This is a genomic window from Streptomyces gilvosporeus, assembly GCF_002082195.1.
GTDB classification, from domain to species: Bacteria; Actinomycetota; Actinomycetes; order Streptomycetales; family Streptomycetaceae; genus Streptomyces; species Streptomyces gilvosporeus.
This window is the reverse complement of the sequence record NZ_CP020569.1, coordinates 7,970,901-7,988,294: the sequence shown is the minus strand read 5'-3', so window position 1 is coordinate 7,988,294 and position 17,394 is coordinate 7,970,901. Positions and strand designations below refer to the sequence as shown.

At 71.9% G+C, this 17,394-nt stretch carries 12 protein-coding genes; 7 read left to right on the top strand and 5 right to left on the bottom strand.

Features of this window, described 5'->3' with window-relative positions:
• Positions 1 to 4: 4 nt before the first annotated feature.
• Positions 5 to 754 carry a hypothetical protein gene (locus B1H19_RS35250; RefSeq protein ID WP_083108936.1) on the top strand — a complete coding sequence of 250 codons (750 nt, stop codon included), beginning with the start codon at positions 5 to 7 and terminating at the stop codon, positions 752 to 754.
• Here the strand turns inward: B1H19_RS35250 and B1H19_RS35245 are convergent.
• Positions 645 to 1,235, bottom strand: coding sequence for an NUDIX hydrolase (locus B1H19_RS35245; RefSeq protein WP_083108935.1), 591 nt, complete (start codon positions 1,233 to 1,235; stop codon positions 645 to 647). The genes B1H19_RS35250 and B1H19_RS35245 overlap by 110 nt on opposite strands.
• A 389-nt stretch (positions 1,236 to 1,624) precedes the next feature.
• Between B1H19_RS35245 and B1H19_RS35240 the strand changes: the two genes are divergently transcribed.
• Positions 1,625 to 2,839: an SGNH/GDSL hydrolase family protein gene (locus tag B1H19_RS35240; protein ID WP_083108934.1), complete on the top strand. Its 1,215-nt coding sequence runs from the start codon at positions 1,625 to 1,627 to the stop codon at positions 2,837 to 2,839.
• Positions 2,840 to 2,976: 137 nt separating this feature from the next.
• On the opposite strand, the gene B1H19_RS35235 is transcribed toward B1H19_RS35240, so the two are convergent.
• Positions 2,977 to 4,824 (bottom strand): ABC transporter ATP-binding protein, encoded by a 1,848-nt coding sequence (locus tag B1H19_RS35235; protein ID WP_083108933.1) that lies wholly within the window; start codon positions 4,822 to 4,824, stop codon positions 2,977 to 2,979.
• A gap of 151 nt (positions 4,825 to 4,975) precedes the next feature.
• Between B1H19_RS35235 and B1H19_RS35230 the strand changes: the two genes are divergently transcribed.
• Both B1H19_RS35230 and B1H19_RS35225 read left to right on the top strand, forming a co-directional pair.
• A complete protein-coding gene (locus B1H19_RS35230) occupies positions 4,976 to 5,431 on the top strand; it encodes a MarR family winged helix-turn-helix transcriptional regulator (protein WP_083108932.1) in 456 nt (151 codons plus the stop codon).
• A gap of 31 nt (positions 5,432 to 5,462) precedes the next feature.
• Positions 5,463 to 8,393 (top strand): FAD-binding and (Fe-S)-binding domain-containing protein, encoded by a 2,931-nt coding sequence (locus tag B1H19_RS35225; protein ID WP_083108931.1) that lies wholly within the window; start codon positions 5,463 to 5,465, stop codon positions 8,391 to 8,393.
• Positions 8,394 to 8,425: 32 nt separating this feature from the next.
• Here B1H19_RS35225 and B1H19_RS35220 read toward each other — a convergent pair whose 3' ends face one another.
• The gene (locus B1H19_RS35220; protein WP_083108930.1) at positions 8,426 to 9,802 is read right to left on the bottom strand and encodes an alpha-amylase; all 1,377 of its coding nucleotides are present in this window, start codon (positions 9,800 to 9,802) and stop codon (positions 8,426 to 8,428) included.
• A gap of 399 nt (positions 9,803 to 10,201) precedes the next feature.
• Here B1H19_RS35220 and B1H19_RS35215 point away from each other — a divergent pair, with 399 nt between their 5' ends.
• Complete coding sequence (locus B1H19_RS35215) at positions 10,202 to 11,650, top strand: Gfo/Idh/MocA family protein (protein WP_083108929.1); 1,449 nt, start codon at positions 10,202 to 10,204, stop codon at positions 11,648 to 11,650.
• 58 nt (positions 11,651 to 11,708) lie between these two features.
• Here the strand turns inward: B1H19_RS35215 and B1H19_RS35210 are convergent, their stop codons facing one another.
• The gene (locus B1H19_RS35210; RefSeq protein WP_083108928.1) at positions 11,709 to 12,458 is read right to left on the bottom strand and encodes a L,D-transpeptidase family protein; all 750 of its coding nucleotides are present in this window, start codon (positions 12,456 to 12,458) and stop codon (positions 11,709 to 11,711) included.
• A 242-nt stretch (positions 12,459 to 12,700) separates the two neighbouring features.
• Here B1H19_RS35210 and B1H19_RS35205 point away from each other — a divergent pair, with 242 nt between their 5' ends.
• Positions 12,701 to 14,551 carry an ABC transporter transmembrane domain-containing protein gene (locus B1H19_RS35205; RefSeq protein ID WP_083110069.1) on the top strand — a complete coding sequence of 617 codons (1,851 nt, stop codon included), beginning with the start codon at positions 12,701 to 12,703 and terminating at the stop codon, positions 14,549 to 14,551.
• Complete coding sequence (locus B1H19_RS35200; protein WP_083108927.1) at positions 14,548 to 16,365, top strand: ABC transporter ATP-binding protein; 1,818 nt, start codon at positions 14,548 to 14,550, stop codon at positions 16,363 to 16,365. Before B1H19_RS35205 ends, B1H19_RS35200 begins: the two co-directional genes overlap by 4 nt.
• Positions 16,366 to 16,469: 104 nt before the next feature.
• Here the strand turns inward: B1H19_RS35200 and B1H19_RS35195 are convergent, their stop codons facing one another.
• The gene (locus B1H19_RS35195; RefSeq protein ID WP_083108926.1) at positions 16,470 to 17,261 is read right to left on the bottom strand and encodes a metal-dependent hydrolase; all 792 of its coding nucleotides are present in this window, start codon (positions 17,259 to 17,261) and stop codon (positions 16,470 to 16,472) included.
• Positions 17,262 to 17,394 lie beyond the last annotated feature (133 nt).

The window sequence follows — 17,394 nt, the reverse complement described above, 5'->3', positions numbered from 1 at the left end:
GGGCATGCAGATCGAGGACGTCCGGCGGCTGTTGGTGGACCGGCTGGGCGGCGGGCCGCGGCCGCCGTCGCCCGAGGCGGCGCGGGCGGTGATCGCCCTGCTGGCCCGCCCGGACACGCTCGGCCCGCTGGTGCGCCGATTATCCGCGGGCGATCAGGACCTCACCGACTGCACCCGGCTCTCGTACCGCCATGTGCTGGGCTTCGACAAGCTGTTACTGCTCGGCGGCGCCCCGCGCTACATGCTGCGGGTGCATCTGTGGCACGGCGGAGCGGGCCCCGCGCCCGAGGACATCCACAACCACCGCTGCGCCATCGCCTCGGCGGTGGTGCGCGGCCGGGTCCGTATGGAGTGCTATGAGCCGGTCGCACACGACCCTGCGGACGGGCCGCCGCCCGGCGCTTGGGGCGACGGTCTGCCCGCCGTCGCCTACCGCGAGACCATCGACGGCCCCGGCGGTGCCTGGCGGCTGCACCATGTCGGCGCCGCGCGGCTGCGGCTGACCGGCGACGAGCGCTTCGGCGCCGGGAGCAGCTACGGCCTGGACGCGCGGGCGCTGCACCGCGTGGTGAGCGAGGAGCCGACCGTCACGCTGTTCCTGGAGACCGCGGCGCAGCGAGCGGTGACCGATGTCTTCGCGCCCGTCAGGAGTAACGGCGGTGCCGGGCGGCCGGATCCACCGCCCAAGACTCCACTGGCGACGGCCGCCTATCTTGCCGAACTCGACGCCCTGGCACGGTCTTTGGGCTATTGAACGGGGCCGACGCGAAGCGCAGCGGACCGGCCGCCGCCGGGCCGAGGAGGCCGGACGCGTCCAGCCGCCCGCCGAGGGCCTGCCGGATCACGTTCATGTTGTAGGCGTCCACCCCGATCCCTGCCAGCTCGGACGGCCGGGCCCAGAGATACGCCTGGTCCGCGCTGGGCAGCACCACGTCCAGGGTGAGCGGGCGGACGGCGAAGTTCTCCTGGTGGTTGCGGACGCGACGGCCCTGATAGTCGCTCAGGAAGGCGGACGATCCGGTGTGCGCGATGATGGCGCCGAGCAGGCCGGTCTCCTCCTTCAGCTCCCGCAGGGCGCCGCTCGCGGCGGACTCCCCGCGCTCCAGCTTGCCGCACGGTACGCCCCAGGCGCCGGGCAGAAAGCGTTCGCTGTAGCTGCGGCGCACGATCAGTACGCGCGCGTTGTGTACCACCACGGCCGAGGCCAGGTAGGTGTGGGCTGCGGGCTGATTCATCAGACGTCTCGCAATCCGAGGGGACGGGCTCCTGGCCCGATGGGGAGATCCACCGTACCGGCGGGGTCTTTTCGGCGGACCGGTCTCCGCGGTCCCGGGCGGGTTGCATGGGTGCACTGGGGGGCGGCCACGTGGTGCGGGAGCCAGGGCGACGTGGCGTACGGATGGTGCCCAAGTGTCTTACGGGACCGCCGTCTTCGTCGACCGTCCGCCGAACGCGAGAGCGACGCCCCGCCACTGGAGCCGGGCGCTCAGACGGACCCGAGGGTGACCCTGCCGTTGGTAGGCATCCGCTGCGTACCAAGCACAGAGGGCTGGGTGGCCCGCGCGCCGACCGGAAGACTCCCCGTCATCGCCACCGGACGATCAACGGAGAGACGAGTACCGCCATGAAAGACAGCATCAACTCCCTTGCCTGGCACACGGGTTGGGCCGCGTCCGTACAACGTCCCAGCGAGGGCTTCCACCCGAACTGGTCCCTGGAGGGATTCGGCGACCACACCCTGCGCCAGGTCGTCCGGGTGACCGGCTCCGGCACCCGGGCGCGGATCCGGCTCTCCAACCGGTACGGGAGCGCCCCGCTGGAGGTGACCGGTGCCACCCTGGCCCGTACGGACAAGGGCGCGGCGGTGCAGAAGGGTACGGTCCGACGGCTCACCTTCGGCGGTGCCGCGTCCGTCCGCATCCCGGCGGGCGGCGAGGTCCACAGCGACGCCGCCGAACTGACCGCCGAGCCGGCCGCAGAGCCGACCACCGAGCCGTTGACCGAGCCGTTCGCGTCCCTGACCGTCTCGCTGTACTTCGCGCGGCCGACGGGGCCCGCCACCTTCCACGCCCAGGCGTATGCCACCGCCTACCGCGCCGCGGGCGACCGGCTGACGGACCCGGACCCGGCGGCGTTCGGGGAGACGACCCAGTCCTGGTACCACCTCGCCGCCGTCGAGCTGGCGGACGGCGGTCCCGCGCGGCGGGAGGCGGTGGTGGCGTTCGGCGATTCGATCACCGACGGGTTCGGGTCCACCCTCGACGCCGACCGCCGCTACCCGGACGCACTGGCCGAGCGGCTGGCCGCCGCGGGGATGCCGAGGCCCGTACTCAACCAGGGCATCGGCGGAAATCTGCTGCTGAGCGATTCGGCCTGGTACGGGGAGCGGGCCGGCGAGCGCTTCCGGCGCGATGTGCTGGACCGGCCGGGAGTGCGCTCGGTGATCGTGCTGGTGGGGCTGAACGACATCGGGTTCAGCGAGGTCGATCTGCCGACCTACAAGCCCGCACCGGACCATCCGACCGCCGCGCTGATCGCGGGGTACCAGGACCTGATCGCCCAGGCGCGGGCGGCGGGCGTGCGGATCATCGGGGGCACCCTCCTGCCGTTCAAGGGGGCCGAGTACCACACCCCGGCTGCCGAGGCGAAGCGACGGGAGGTCAACGCCTGGATACGCGGCTCGGGCGCCTTCGATGCGGTCGCCGACTTCGCCACGGCCGTGGCGGACCCGGACGACCCGGAGGCACTCGCGCCGGCGTACGACAGCGGCGACCACAAGCACCCCAACGACGAGGGCTACCGGCAGATGGCCGCCGCGGTGGACCTCACCACCCTCTGACGGACGGGCGGGGGCTGCCCCTGCCCGAGCGCCCCCGCCCGGACGCGCCCGCCCGTACGCCCCGCCCGGCGACGAAAAGGTGCGGCGGCCGCCCCGACCAGGTAACTGGCCGCCGCGAGAGAGACCTTACCCGCGAGTCACTTAGCGGTCATCAGCGGATCGGCGTCCGTCGTGAGGTGTGCGTCACGCTCGTCGTCCCGGTGGGCGTCGCGGCGGACCAGGGCCGCATAGCGGCCGTCGGCGGCGAGGAGCTCGTCGTGGGTGCCGCGTTCGGCGATCCGGCCGCCGTCCAGGACGACGATCTGGTCGGCGTCGCGGACGGTGGAGAGGCGGTGCGCGATGGTGAGTGTGGTCCGGCCCCGGGACAGCGCGTCGATGGCCTGCTGGACGGCGTGTTCGGTACGGGTGTCCAGGGCGCTGGTCGCCTCGTCCAGGACGAGGACGGGCGGATCGCGCAGGATCGTCCGGGCAAGGGCGAGGCGCTGCTTCTCGCCACCGGAGAAGCGGTAGCCGCGTTCGCCGACGAGCGTGTCGTAGCCGTCGGGGAGGGCCGCGATGTGGTCGTGGATCTGGGCGGCCTTGGCGGCGCGCGCTATCTCGTCGTCGGTGGCGTCCGGCTTGGCGAAGCGGAGGTTGTCGGCGACCGAGGCGTGGAAGAGGTAGGTCTCCTGGGAGACCACGCCGACCGCGCGGGCGAGGGTGTCGAAGGAGAGGTCGCGCACGTCCTGGCCGTCGAGGGTGACCCGGCCCCCGGTGACGTCGTAGAGGCGGGGCACCAGATAGCTCAGGGTGCTCTTGCCGCTGCCGGTCGGGCCGACGACGGCGAGGCTGCCGCCGGCGGGGACGGTCAGATCGATGCCGTGGAGGGTGGGGTCGGCCTCGGGGTCGTAGGAGAACGACACGTTCTCGAAGCGGATCTCGCCGCGCGGGGCCGGCAGCCGTACCGGCTCGGCGGGTTCGGTGAGGGCGACGGGCAGATCGAGGTATTCGAAGATCCGCTGGAAGAGGGCCAGGGAGGTCTGCATCTGCACGCCGGTGGTCAGCAGCGAGACGGTGGGGCGCAGCAGGCCCTGCTGGAGCGAGACGAAGGCGACCAGGGTGCCCAGGGAGAAGGCCGGGCCGCCGAGCTGGAGGACCATACCCGCCGCCCAGTAGATCACCGCGGGCATGGCGGCCATGACGATGCCGATGGTGGCCATCCGCCAGCGGCCGGCCATGTTGGCGCGAACCTCCAGTCCGACCAGGCGCTCGGACTCGTCGGCGAAGGTGCGGGTGAGGGAGTCGGCGCGGCCCATGGTGCGGCCGAGCAGGATGCCGCTGACCGAGAGCGATTCGGTGACCATCGCGGACATCGAGGCCATCTGCTTCTGCCGCTGGGCGGTGATCTTCTTGCGTTCGTTGCCGACGCGGCGGCTGATCCAGACGAAGACCGGCAGCAGGAGGAGCGAGACGACGGTCAGCCGCCAGTCGAGGGCGACCATGGCGACGACGGTGGCGACCACCGAGGTCAGATTGGAGACCAGGGAGGTGGCGGTGGAGGTGACCGTCGCCTGCATTCCGCCGATGTCGTTGGCGATGCGGGACTGCACCTCGCCGGTGCGGGTGCGGGTGAAGAACGCCAGCGGCATCCGCTGGAGCTTGGCGTAGACGCCGGTGCGCAGATCGTGCATCACGCGCTGGCCGACGGTGGTGGACAGCAGGGTCTGCAGGACGCCGAAGACGCTGGTGGTGACGGCGGTGGCGATCATGCCGAGCGCGAGGAGGGTGAGCAGCCCGGTGCGCCGGCCGGGTATCGCGACGTCGAGGATCTCGCGCAGCAGGAAGGGCGAGGCGACCGAGACGAGGGACGAGGCGCCGACGAGCAGGCCGACCAGGGCCAGCCGGGTGCGGTAGGGGCGGAAGAGGGCGAGGATCCGCCGCAGCTGGACCGGTGGTGCGTCGGGGTCCTTGGGCGGTGGGGTCCAGTCGGGATCGTGGGGATGCATGGGCTCCTACGTGGGTGGGAGGACGGGGAACGGCACGGACGAGCGTGCGGCGTGGTGCGCTGAAGGATGTGCGGCGCACCGAAGGATTTCATGGAGCTTAGCTCATTGTTACCTAAGCTCACAATGAACCAGGTCCTGATACCCTCGTGACATGCCCACCCCCGAGCCGACGGTCACCACCAACCTTCCCGAGCAGCTGGTACGGCTGACCCGCCGGATGCAACGCGCCCAGAAGCGCCATATGGCCCACCTGGACATCGCCTTCACCCCCGCCCAGTCCCGGCTGCTGCGCATCGTCGGCCACTGCCGCGGCACCCCGCCCCGGATGGCCGATCTGGCCGAGCGGCTGGAGGTGGTCCCCCGGGCGGTGACGACGCTGGTGGACGCGCTGGAGGCGCAGGGCGCCGTGCGCCGGGTGCCCGATCCGGCCAATCGCCGGGTGGTACGGATCGAGCTGACCGACACCGGCCGCTCGACGCTGCGCGCGTTGCGCAGCGCCCGCCGGGCCGCGGCGGAGGAGATCCTGGCCCCCCTGACCGCCGACCAGCGCGAGGTGCTCGGCGGCCTGCTGTCCACCCTGGTCGACGGGCCGGGGGAACCGCACTGACCTGACGCACCGTCACCGGAGGAGTGCCGCCATGCCCCTGCTGGAGCCCAGGCCCGAGTCCCTGCGTCCCACCGCCTCCGCGCCTCCCGCCCACGACCGGGTCGCCGCCCGGCGGGCATCGGGCACCCCCGAGCCGCTGCGCGGCGACCTGATCGCCCTGCTCGGTCCGGACAAGGTGCTGCACTCCCTTTCCGATCTGGTCCGCTACGCCTCGGACGCCAGCCCCTACCGCTTCGTGCCCCAGGTGGTGGTGCTCGCCGAGGACATCGACGACATCGCCGCGCTCTTCGCGTATGCGCACGCCAACGGCCGCCATCTCGTCTTCCGGGCCGCCGGGACCTCGCTCAACGGCCAGGCGCAGGGCGAGGACATCCTGGTGGACGTGCGCCGTCACTGGAGCGGGATCGAGGTGCTCGACGGCGGTGCCCGCGCCCGGATCCGGCCGGGCACGACGGTGCTGCGGGCCAACGCCGCCCTCGCCCGCCACGGCCGGCTGCTCGGGCCCGATCCGGCCAGCGCCCTCGCCTGCACCCTGGGCGGGGTGGTCGCCAACAACGCCTCGGGGATGACGGCCGGCACCACCCGCAACTCCTACCGGACACTGTCCTCCCTCACCCTCGTACTGCCCTCGGGCACGGTCGTGGACACCGCGGATCCGCGGGCCGACGAAAAGCTGGCGCGCGCCGAACCCGCGCTGTGCGCGGGGCTGCTGGCGCTGAAGGCCGAGATCGCGGCGGACGCGGAGCTGGTGGCCAGGATCCGCGCCAAGTACGCCATCAAGAACACCAACGGCTACCGGCTGGACGCCTTCCTGGACGGGGCCACCCCGGTGGAGATCCTGCGCGGTCTCGCGGTCGGCTCCGAGGGCACGCTCGGCTTCATCGCCGAAACCGTCTTCCAGACCCTGCCGCTGGACCGGTACACCACCAGCGCCCTGCTGTTCTTCCCGACGTTGCGCGCCGCGGCCGCGGCCGTACCGGCCTTCACCGAGGCCGGTGCGCGGGCCGTGGAACTGATGGACGGCAATACGCTGCGGGCCTCGGTGCAGGTGGCCGGGGTGCCGGCCGACTGGGCCGGGCTGCCCAAGGAGACGGCGGCGCTACTGGTGGAGTTCCGGGCGCCGGACGGGGCCGCGCAGGCCGCGTACGAGGAGGCCGCCGCACAGATCCTGGCGGGCCTGGAGGTGGTCGCGCCGGTAGCCTCCGTCACCAATGCCTTCACCCGGGACGCGGGCACCATCGCGGGCTACTGGAAGGCCCGTAAGGCGTTCGTCACGGCGGTGGGCGGCTCCCGGCCGGCCGGGACGACGCTGATCACCGAGGACTTCGCGGTGCCGCCGTCCCGGCTCGCGGACGCCTGCGCCGCGCTGCTGGAACTCCAGGCACGGCACGGCTTCGATGCGGCGGTCGCCGGGCACGCCGCGCACGGCAATCTGCACTTCCTGCTCGCCTTCGACTCGGCGAAGCCCGGGGATGTGGAGCGTTATGCCGCCTTCATGGACGCGTTCTGCCGGCTGACCGTCGAGCGCTTCGACGGCTCGCTGAAGGCCGAGCATGCCACCGGCCGGAACATCGCGCCCTTCCTGGAGCTCGAATGGGGGCCGCGGGCAACGGAGTTGATGTGGCGGATCAAGGAGACCGTCGACCCGCACGGCATCCTCGCCCCCCGGGTACTGCTCGACCGCGACCCGCGAGGGCATCTGCGCGGTCTCAAGACCATCCCGGAGGTCGAGGCGGTCGCCGATCCCTGTATCGAATGCGGCTTTTGCGAACCGACCTGCCCCAGCCAGGACCTGACCACCACACCCCGGCAACGGATCGTGCTGCGCCGCGAGATGCTGCGCCAGTCGCCCGGCTCACCGGTGACGGCCGAGCTGCTGGACTCCTACGGCTATGCCGCGGTGGACACCTGCGCGGGCGATTCGACCTGCAAACTGGCCTGCCCGGTGGGCATCGACACCGGCGCGATGATGCGCGACTTCCGGCACCGGCGGCATACACCGCGCGAGGAGTGGGCGGCCGCGCGGGGCGCTCGGCACTTCCGGGCCCTGGAGCGGTCCGCGCGGCTGGCGGTGGCGGCCGCGGACCGGATCGGCGACCGGCTGCTGACGTCGGCGACCCGCGCGGTGCGCAGGGCCGTGCACCCGGATCTGGTGCCCGAGTGGCTGCCGCAGATCCCGGGCGCCACGGCCCGCACGCTGCCGCCCACCCGTAAGGCGGGGGCAACGGCCGTCTACTACCCCGCGTGTGTGAACCGCATCTTCGGCGCACCGGCCGGATATCGCGGCCGCTCGCTCCCCGAGGCTGTGGTGGCGCTGTCGCTGCGGGCGGGCCGCCCGGTGTGGATCCCGGAGGATGTGACGGGGACGTGCTGCGCCACCATCTGGCACTCCAAGGGGTACGAGGCGGGCAACCGCGTGATGGCCAACCGCATCGTGGAGGCGGCCTGGGGCTGGACGGCCGGCGGGCGGCTGCCGCTGGTCGTGGACGCATCGTCCTGCACCCTCGGCCTCGCCCAGGAGGTGGTGCCGTATCTGACACCGGACAACCGCGCGCTGCATGCCGAACTGACCGTCGTCGACTCCGTCGTCTGGGCCGCCGAGGAGCTGCTGCCGCGGCTGGAGATCCTGCGGACGGTGGGCTCCGCCGTACTCCATCCCACCTGCTCCATGCGGCACTTGGGCATCGAGGAGCGGCTGCGGGAGGTCGCCGGGGCGTGTGCGCGGGAGGTCGTGGTGCCCGACGATGCGGGCTGCTGCGCGTTCGCCGGTGACCGGGGGATGCTGCACAAGGAGCTGACGGAGTCGGCGACGGCCAAGGAGGCGGCCGAGGTCACGGCGCGTCGTTTCGACGCGCATCTGTCGGCGAACCGGATGTGCGAGGTGGGGATGGACCATGCGACCGGCGGGCGGGGCTATTACTCGGTGCTGATGGAGCTGGAGCGGGCCACCCGGCCGGACTGATGCCGGCGTGGCCCGCCCTGGGCGATCGCCGGTCAGCTCTTGGCGCCCACGTGCAGGGCCACGGCGCTCTTGGCCGGGACGGTGAGCTCCGCCTTGCCGTCGTCGCCGACGGTGACGGTGTGCCCGTCGCAGGCGGACGGCGCCGCGTGGACGACATCGCAGTACGTGCCCGCGGGCAGCGAGGTCGCAAAGGTCTGCTTCAGGTCGCCGTCGCCGTTGTTGAGGGCGACAAAGCCCTTGCCCTTCCGGGCGAAGGCGAGGGCGCTGCCGCCGTTGTCCCACCAGTCGGTCAGCTCGGCGGAGCCCACCGCGTTGCGGAAGCCGACCATGCCGGTGATCTCCCGTTTGGCGTGCTCGTCGGTCCAGCCGCCGGAGCCGCTGGGCGGGCCCGCGTCCTTGTCGGACCACTCGTAGCCGGAATAGACGTTGGGCGAGCCGTAGGGCGAGGCGAGCATGAAGACGTTGGCGAGGGTGTAGGACGCGCCGTCCTTGTAGGTGAGCGTCGAGCCGTTGCGCTCGGTGTCCCAGTTGTCGACGAAGGTGCGGGCCTTGTCGCCGGCGAGTTTGCCGTCCGCGACGGACTTGAGCTGGGCGATGTTGCCGCCCTGGAAGGCGCTCTTGAGGTGGGCGCCGTAACGGAATTCGTCGACGTCGCCGATGCCGGTGTACTCGTCGGGCTGAACCGCCTCGCCGGCGCCGTAGATGACCTCCTGCACCCAGTAACCGGGGTCGCTCATCTTGGCCTTGATGGCGGCGAGGTCGGTGGCGGAGATGTGTTTGGCGGCGTCCACCCGGAAGCCGTCGACGCCCATCGACCGCAGATCGTCGAGGTACTTGGCGATGGTGGTGCGGACGTGGTCGCTGCCGGTGTCGAGGTCGGCCAGGCCCACCAGTTCGCAGTTCTGGACGTCGTCGCGGTTGGTGTAGTCGGAGATGTTCTTGCGGCAGGCGTGGAAGTCCTTGTCCTCGTAGGTGCCGTGGTAGGCGTACTTGGAGTACTGGGTGCCGCCGGTGCCCGTACCGGAACCGGCCGCCATGTGGTTGATGACGGCGTCTGCAATGACTTTCACGCCCGCGCCATGGCAGGTCTTCACCATCGCGGCGAAGGCGTCCCGATCGCCCAGCCGTCCGGCGATCTTGTAGCTCACGGGCTGGTACGAGGTCCACCACTGGTCGCCCTGGACGTGCTCGGAGGCGGGTGAGACCTCGACATAGCCGTAGCCGGCCGGGCCCAGCTGGTGGGTGCATGCCGTGGCGACATCGGTGAACCTGCGCTCGAACAGGGTGGCCGTCACGGTCTTTTCACCTGGTGGGGTGGCCTGCGAGGGCCATGGCGCGAGGGTGGCCAGGCCGGTCGCGGCCAGCACGCCGGCCAGTGACCCGCCCAGCATGCGGGAACGATGCTGCATGGTGCGGCTCCTTCGTCAACGGGTGCGGCAGGCACACCACACCCTCGAGAGCAGCCACGCGCCAGGCCGCCGTGGGGGGTTGGGAATCCGCAGACGGTCCGTCGGGGGGCCGCCGGGGATTTCCGTAAGGGAGACTGCCGTTTACCTCGTGGACACGTCAACCCTTTCCGCAAGGCTTTTCAGCAACTTGCGAAAGATGCTGCTTGCGGCGCTTACCGCAAGGCGGTGACCACCCTTGCGGCGCTGCCACGAAGAGGTCCGGCCGACCGTCGCGGAAGAGTCCAAGTACGCCGCCGCAAGAGTCCAACTTGCCCTCTTGTGGCCCAGGTGGCCCACCCGCCAAGGTCCTGACCGAGGTTCACGTTTGCCCCGCGCACCATCCGTTCCCCTGGAGGACCGATGAACGAGGCACCCCACCAGAACCACGCACCCGGCTATGACGACGATCCGGGTCCCAGCCGCCGTACCGTCCTGCGGACCGCCGGCGCCGCGGGCGCCGGACTGGGCCTGGGCGGCCAGGTCACGACCGGCGGCACCGCGGCGGCCGCACCGAAGACCGAGGGCACCGGCCCCGCCGCAGCGACCGCGGCTCCGGAGGCCGGCGGCAGAACCATGATCGGGGTGCCGTTCGAGCGCCGCAGCACCGTACGCGTCGGCATCATCGGCCTCGGAAACCGCGGCGGCAGCATGATCGACCTGTTCCTCGCGGTGCCGGGCGTACGGGTCGTCGCCCTGTGCGACCCGGTGAAGGACAAGGTGGCGAAGGCCGCCAAGAAGGTCACCGACGCCGGCCGGCCCGCGCCCGCCGTCTACACACACGGCGACCACGATTTCGAAAACCTCTGCAAGCGCGCCGACATCGATTTCGTCTACGCGGCCACGCCCTGGGACTGGCACTTCGAGATGGCGAAGACCGCGCTGCTCAACGGCAAGCATGTGGGCGTGGAGTGCCCGCTGTCACTGCGCCTGGAGCAGCTGTGGGAACTGGTGGATCTTTCCGAAAGAACCCGCAGACACTGCATGCAACTGGAGAACTGCTGTTACGGCAGAAACGAGTTGCGGGTGCTGCGGATGGCGCACGCGGGGCTGTTCGGCGAGTTACTGCACGGCGCGGGCGCCTATATCCACGATCTGCGGGGCCTGATGTTCGACCCCGCGTATTACGAGGGGCCGTGGCGCCGCCTGTGGCACACCCGGCTGCGCGGCGATCTCTACCCCAACCACGGCTTCGGCCCGGTGGCGAACTACATGGACCTCAACCGCGGCGACCGGGCCGTCCGCATCTCCAGCGTCGGCACCCCCGCGCGCGGCCTGGCGGCGTACCGCAAGGAGCACATGCCGCCGAACGACCCGAGCTGGAAGGAGTCGTACATCGAGAGCGACCGGACGATCAGCCTCGTCCAGACCGCCAAGGGCCGGGTGATCCGGCTGGAGCACGATGTCTCCACCCCGCATCCCTACAGCCGCATCAACAGCCTCGCAGGCACCAAGGGCCTCTTCGAGGACTACCCCGAGCGGATCTATATCGAGCCCGACCAGAACAATGACACATGGGGCGATTTCGGCCAGTACGCCGAGTGGGACCACTGGCTCTGGAAGGACCACCCCAACCCGCCCGGCGGCCATGACGGCATGGACTACATGCTGGTCTTCCGGCTGATGCAGTGCATGCGGCTGGGCCTGGTACCGGATTTCGACGTGTACGACGCGGCGACCTGGACGGCGCCCGTACCGCTGAGCGACCTCTCGATCAAGGCGAACGGCGCACCGCAGGAGATCCCCGACTTCACCCGGGGACTGTGGAAGAAGGCGCGGCCCGGCATGGATTCACACAAGCCGGAGGAGTGAGCGCGCACACCACCGGAGGCGCACACACCAGGACGCACGCGCACACCAGGGGACGCGCTCACGCCAGCAGATGCGCCCGGTCCCCCATCACCACCACCGGATGCCGCTGCGGGTCGAGGGCCCGCAGCAGCGTCGCCATCGCGGCCTTGGGGAGGCTGACGCAGCCGGAGGTCCCGCTGCCGTGGTCCAGGTGCAACCAGATCCCGCCACCTTTCGCCTGCCCCTGGGGGCGCGTCGGATCCAGCGGAGAGGCGCCCTGGACGCGGTTGTAGTTGATGGCGACGACATAGTCGAAGTCGTGCCGGGTGCCCTTGCCCCAGTAGGACGGCGGGGTGAATTCCGCCGAGTGCGTATACGGCAGACGGGCACCCGGGTCGGCCAGGACGCCGCCCGCATCGGTCAGCGTGAACACGCCGACGGGGCTGCGCTTGTCCCCCTCGTGGTGGTGCAGCGTCCAGCCGTGACGGCCGTTGTGCGCGGCCCAGGACGCCGTGCGGTCCCAGCCCTTGGGGCCCTTCTCGTACAGCACGACGGTGGATTCGGGGGAGTCGAAGCCCTTGCCGTAGACGGCGACGATCTGCCGGGAGTCGGCCGGGATGTGCGAGCGGAGGGCGGTGCCGACCTCGGGGATCTGCTTGAGGTGCGTGGTGGCCGAGGCGCCGCGCGCCGGACCGCCGGGGCGTTCCCCCTTGCCCGCCCCGTCGTCCTTGCCGTCCCCGTCCCCGGCGCCGCCCCCGCAGCCCGCTAGAAGGACCAGCCCCGCTGCGGCCAACGCCGCCGTCCGCATCGCACTGCCCGTAAGTCGCATGGCCACATCGTCGCACCGGAAGTCCGACGAGCCTTCAGCACCCGCCCGTCGTGTACGCGTCCCACACGATTGGCCCGATATCCCCGCCGGCGACGGAAAACCGTTTGAAATCCGGCACCCCGGCGCGCCAACCTTCCAGCTTCCGCCCCGCACGCCCGTGCCGGCCCCCTCCCCCATGCGTTCCCGTACGTCACGGCGCCTTGCCCGGGGCCGGACACCCGCCCACGACCGCCTTGGACATCATGCAGATTCGCGATCTTCCGCACCCCGACCCCGGCGTCCCGGACGTCCGTACGGGCGGACGGCTCCTCCTGTGGCTCTACCGACAGCAGCTCGGCGGGCAGGCCAAGGCCCTGGCGTGGGGGCTGGTGCACACCGGTGCGGTGGCCTCGTTCCCGCTGCCGGTGGGCCTCGCCGTACAAGCCGTGGTGGACCGCAACGGCGGCCAACTGGCCTGGTCCGGGGGCCTGATGACGCTCCTCGGAGCGCTGGTCGCCCTCGGCGATGTGATGCTGCACCGCTCGGCGGTGACCAACTGGATCACCGCCGTCGCCCGGTTGCAGCAGCTGCTCGCCCGCAAGACCACCGAGCTCGGCTCGGCCCTGACCCAGCGCGTGGCGGCCGGTGAGATCGTCGCCGTCAGCACCGGTGACCTGGAGAAGATCGGCTGGTTCGTGGAGGCGGTGTCCCGCTTCGGCGCGGCGGCGCTGACCTCGGCCGGGGTCTGTGTGGTCCTGATGGTCTATCAGCCCGCCCTCGGCATCGTGGTGGCCCTGGGCGTACCGGTCCTGGCGCTGGCCGTGCTGCCGCTGCTGCCGCCCGCCACCCGGCGCGCCGACGCCCAGCGCGAGAAAGCGGGCCGGGCCACCGAGCTGGCCTCCGACACCGTCGCCGGGCTGCGGGTGCTGCGCGGCATCGGCGGCGAGGAACTCTTCCTCGGCCGCTACCGCAGCGCCTCGCAGGACGTCCGCAGGGCCGCCGTGCGCAGCGCCCGTATGTGGTCGCTGATCTCGGCCGTCCAGGTGGTGCTGCCGGGCCTGCTGCTGATCGCGGTGGTCTGGTACGGCGTCGGGCTCGTCCAGGACAGCCGGATCGCCCTCGGCGAACTGGTCACCGTCTACAGCGCGGTCGCCTTTCTGCTCTACCCGCTGCGCCACTTCGAGGAGATCGCCATGGCGTACTCCTTCTCCCGACCTTCGGCGAAGCGCGCGGCGCGCGTGCTGGCGCTGGCCCGGCCGTCCGGGGGCACGGCCGGCGCCCCGGAGGCGCTCGACGGCGATCTGTACGACCCGGTCAGCGGGCTGACGGCCGCGGCCGGGCGGCTGACCGCGGTGGTCTGCGGCGACCCGGATGCCGCGGGCCGGCTCGCCGAACGCCTGGGCGGGCATCCGGCGGAGACGGACACGGGGACGGCCGCGGGGACGGCCGCGGGGACACAGCCCTCCGTCCTGCTGGGCGGCACGGCCCTGGACGACGTCTCTCGCGACGCCGCCCGCGGCGCCGTCCTCGTCCAGGACAAGGACCCCGTACTGCTCTCCGGCACCCTCGGCGAGCTCCTCGACGTCCCGTCCTCCGGGCTCGTGGACACGCGGGAGGCGCTGGCCGCGGCGCAGTGCGGCGATGTGCTGGCCGCACTGGCGCAGGCGTCCGCCGATGACTCCGGGGACCCGATGCGCACCCGGATCACCGAACGCGGCCGGTCGCTGTCCGGTGGTCAGCGCCAGCGTCTGGCCCTGGCCCGCTCGCTGGTCGCCGACCCCACCGTCCTGGTGCTGGACGAGCCGACCAGCGCCGTCGACTCCCACACCGAGGCCCGGATCGCCGACGGTCTGCGCACGCTGCGCGGCGGCCGGACGACGGTGGTGCTCACCTCCAGCCCCCTGCTGCTGGACCGCGCCGACCAGGTCGTCTTCCTTGCCGACGGCAAGGTCGCGGCCACCGGCGGCCATCGCGAACTGCTGCGCGGCCACCCCGCCTACCGCGCCGTCGTCACCCGCGAAACCGATGACGCCCCCGTTGCCCCCGGGCTCGCCCCACCGGAAGAAACCCCCGTGCGGCTGGGCCGCTGGGACCAGATCGAGGAGACCGCATGATCGGCCTGGCGCCACCGGAGCACGATCCCGACGCCCCGCAGACCGCCACGACCCTGCCCGTCGGCTCACCGGCGACCGTGCGTGCCTACGTGGGCGAGCTGATCCGCCGCCACCGGCGGGCCTTCGCCGTGCTGGTCGGTGTCAATGCGGCGGCGGTCATCGCCTCGATGGCCGGGCCGTATCTGCTCGGCGGTCTGGTCGAGGACCTCTCCGCGGGCCACCGCGAGATCCAACTGGGGCGCGCCATCGGGCTGTTCGCCCTCGCGCTGGTCGCCCAGACCCTGTTCGTACGGATGGTCCGGCTGCGCGGGGCGATGCTGGGCGAGCAGATGCTGGCCGATCTGCGCGAGGACTTTCTCGTACGGTCCGTGGCGCTGCCGCCGGGCGTGCTGGAGCGGGCCGGGACCGGCGATCTGCTGTCCCGTATCACCACCGACATCGACCGGCTGTCGGAGGCGATGCGCGAGGCCGTACCGCAGCTGGCCATCGGGGTGGTGTGGATCGCGCTGCTGATCGGCGGGCTGACGGTGACCGCGCCGCCGCTGGCGCTGTCCGTGCTCATCGCGCTGCCGCTCCTGGTCGTCGGCTGCCGCTGGTACTTCGCCCGGGCGCCGCGCGCCTATCGTTCCGAGGCGGCCGGATACGCCGCGGTGTCGGCCGCGCTGGCCGAGAGCGTGGATGCGGGGCGCACCATCGAGGCGCACCGGCTCGGCCCGCGCCGGATCGCCCAGTCGGAGCGCCGGATCCGCGAGTGGACGCAATGGGAGCGCTACACGCTGTTCCTGCGGTCGGTGCTCTTTCCTGTGGTGAACGTGACCCATGTGCTGCTGCTGGGCTCGGTGCTGCTGCTCGGCGGGGTGTGGGTGATGGCGGGTGATATGACGCCGGGTCAGCTGACGACCGGTGCGCTGCTGGCGCAGATGATGGCCGAGCCGATCGCCATGATCCTGCGCTGGTACGACGAGCTCCAGGTGGCCCAGGTGTCCCTGGCGCGGCTGGTGGGCGTGCGGGAGATCGAGCCGCAGGCCGCGGACGGGGCGGCCGCGCCGAAGGGCCGGGAGGTCCGCGCCGACGCGGTGCGCTTCGGCTACCGACAGGGCGTCGATGTGCTGCACGAGGTCTCGCTGCGGGTGCGGCCGGGCAGCAGGCTGGCTCTGGTCGGCCCGTCCGGCGCCGGGAAGTCGACGCTGGGCCGGCTGCTGGCCGGTATCTACGGGCCGCGCACCGGCAGCGTCACCCTGGGCGGTGCCGAGCTGTCGCGGATGCCCGCCGAACGGGTCCGCGCGCAGGTGGCCCTGGTCAACCAGGAACATCATGTCTTCGTCGGCTCGCTCCGCGACAATCTGCTGCTCGCCCTCCCCCACTCCCGGCTTCGCCCGAGCGGGGGAACCCCCATCGATGCAGCGGATGCCGAACTGTGGGCGGCACTGGGCGCGGTGGACGCCGCGGACTGGGCGGCTGCGCTGGACGACGGCCTGGACACCGAGGTCGGCTCCGGGGGCCATCCGCTCACCCCGGCGCAGGCCCAGCAGATCGCGCTGGCGCGGCTGGTGCTCGCCGATCCGCACACCCTGGTGCTGGACGAGGCAACCTCGCTGCTGGATCCGCGCGCCGCCCGGCATCTGGAGCGTTCCCTGGGCAAGGTGCTGGACGGCCGTACGGTGGTGGCCATTGCGCACCGGCTGCACACCGCGTACGACGCGGACCTGATCGCGGTGGTCGAGGAGGGCCGGATCAGCGAACTGGGCAGCCACGACGAGCTGGTCGCGGCGGACGGCGCGTATGCGGCGCTGTGGCGGTCCTGGCACGGGTGACGGCGTACGAGCGCGCCGCGGCCCTGGGACCACGGCGCGCCGGAGGCCGGGTACGGCCTCGGGTCACGGGCCCGCGCCGACTCGTCGGACGGGCCCGAGGTGTCTCAGATGTAGCCGAGGGCGCCCAGGCCGCCGAGGCCGCCCAGCAGCATGAAGACCGGCATCAGCACCTTGATCTCCACCCAGCTGCCCGCCTTGAAGCGCATGCCCTTGGGCGGGCCGACCGGATACCAGCGCTTACGGCCGATGGGGATGGGCCACAGGACGGGGCAGCCGGAGACGGTCAGCGCGTCACCGATGTCGTGGACCAGGGCGCCGAGCACGACGGGCAGGCCCAACCAGAGGTAGCCCTGGCCCGGTTCGGTGAACAGCCAGTGCGCGCCGTTGCCCGGCTGGTCGAGTATGCCGCCCAGGATCCAGGCCGCGGCTGCGCCCAGCAGCCACACCAGCACATCGCTGGAGACCCGGGCCGCCCGCCACAGCAGGCCCTCGATGGCGAGGACCATATGCACGAAGAGGATGCCGAGCACCGCCCAGCGGCCGCCCTCCATCGCCAGCAGCGACATACCGCCGCCGACCAGGACGGCCCACACCCAGGTGTGGGTGAGCGTGCGGTGACCGCCGTTGCGGTTCGAGTCGCCGCGCATCCTGGTCGCCTTGTAGACGGCGTGCGAGAGGGCATCGACCACCTCGCACACGATCCGCGAGAGCGGGCCGAAGGCCCGGGAGATGGTGGCGGACTTGTGGTCGAGGTCGGGGGCCAGTGCCGCGCCGGCACAGATCAGGGCTCCGCAGACCAGCACCGGCCAGGGCATCGGATACCCGGCGGCATCGGCCGCGGCGCCCACCCCCAGCCAGGCCGCCGCCCCGGACAGCGAGTGCGCCGGTCCCATCATGGTCGTTCCCCCACTTTTGTCGTATCGGCATGCCGTATCGGCTTGTCGAGTCGGTTCGTCGTGTCGGTTCGTCTTGTCGGTTCGTCGTCCGGACTTGTCGTCCGGGTTTGTCGTGTCGGCTCGTACGGCCGGC

What these genes read in the sequence shown, in the direction of transcription:
- B1H19_RS35250 (WP_083108936.1), top strand. Translation starts at nt 5, where the DNA reads ATGCAGATCGAGGACGTCCGGCGGCTGTTGGTGGACCGGCTGGGCGGC.
- B1H19_RS35245 (WP_083108935.1), bottom strand. Translation starts at nt 1,235, where the DNA reads ATGAATCAGCCCGCAGCCCACACCTACCTGGCCTCGGCCGTGGTGGTA.
- B1H19_RS35240 (WP_083108934.1), top strand. Translation starts at nt 1,625, where the DNA reads ATGAAAGACAGCATCAACTCCCTTGCCTGGCACACGGGTTGGGCCGCG.
- B1H19_RS35235 (WP_083108933.1), bottom strand. Translation starts at nt 4,824, where the DNA reads ATGCATCCCCACGATCCCGACTGGACCCCACCGCCCAAGGACCCCGAC.
- B1H19_RS35230 (WP_083108932.1), top strand. Translation starts at nt 4,976, where the DNA reads ATGCCCACCCCCGAGCCGACGGTCACCACCAACCTTCCCGAGCAGCTG.
- B1H19_RS35225 (WP_083108931.1), top strand. Translation starts at nt 5,463, where the DNA reads ATGCCCCTGCTGGAGCCCAGGCCCGAGTCCCTGCGTCCCACCGCCTCC.
- B1H19_RS35220 (WP_083108930.1), bottom strand. Translation starts at nt 9,802, where the DNA reads ATGCAGCATCGTTCCCGCATGCTGGGCGGGTCACTGGCCGGCGTGCTG.
- B1H19_RS35215 (WP_083108929.1), top strand. Translation starts at nt 10,202, where the DNA reads ATGAACGAGGCACCCCACCAGAACCACGCACCCGGCTATGACGACGAT.
- B1H19_RS35210 (WP_083108928.1), bottom strand. Translation starts at nt 12,458, where the DNA reads ATGCGACTTACGGGCAGTGCGATGCGGACGGCGGCGTTGGCCGCAGCG.
- B1H19_RS35205 (WP_083110069.1), top strand. Translation starts at nt 12,701, where the DNA reads ATGCAGATTCGCGATCTTCCGCACCCCGACCCCGGCGTCCCGGACGTC.
- B1H19_RS35200 (WP_083108927.1), top strand. Translation starts at nt 14,548, where the DNA reads ATGATCGGCCTGGCGCCACCGGAGCACGATCCCGACGCCCCGCAGACC.
- B1H19_RS35195 (WP_083108926.1), bottom strand. Translation starts at nt 17,261, where the DNA reads ATGATGGGACCGGCGCACTCGCTGTCCGGGGCGGCGGCCTGGCTGGGG.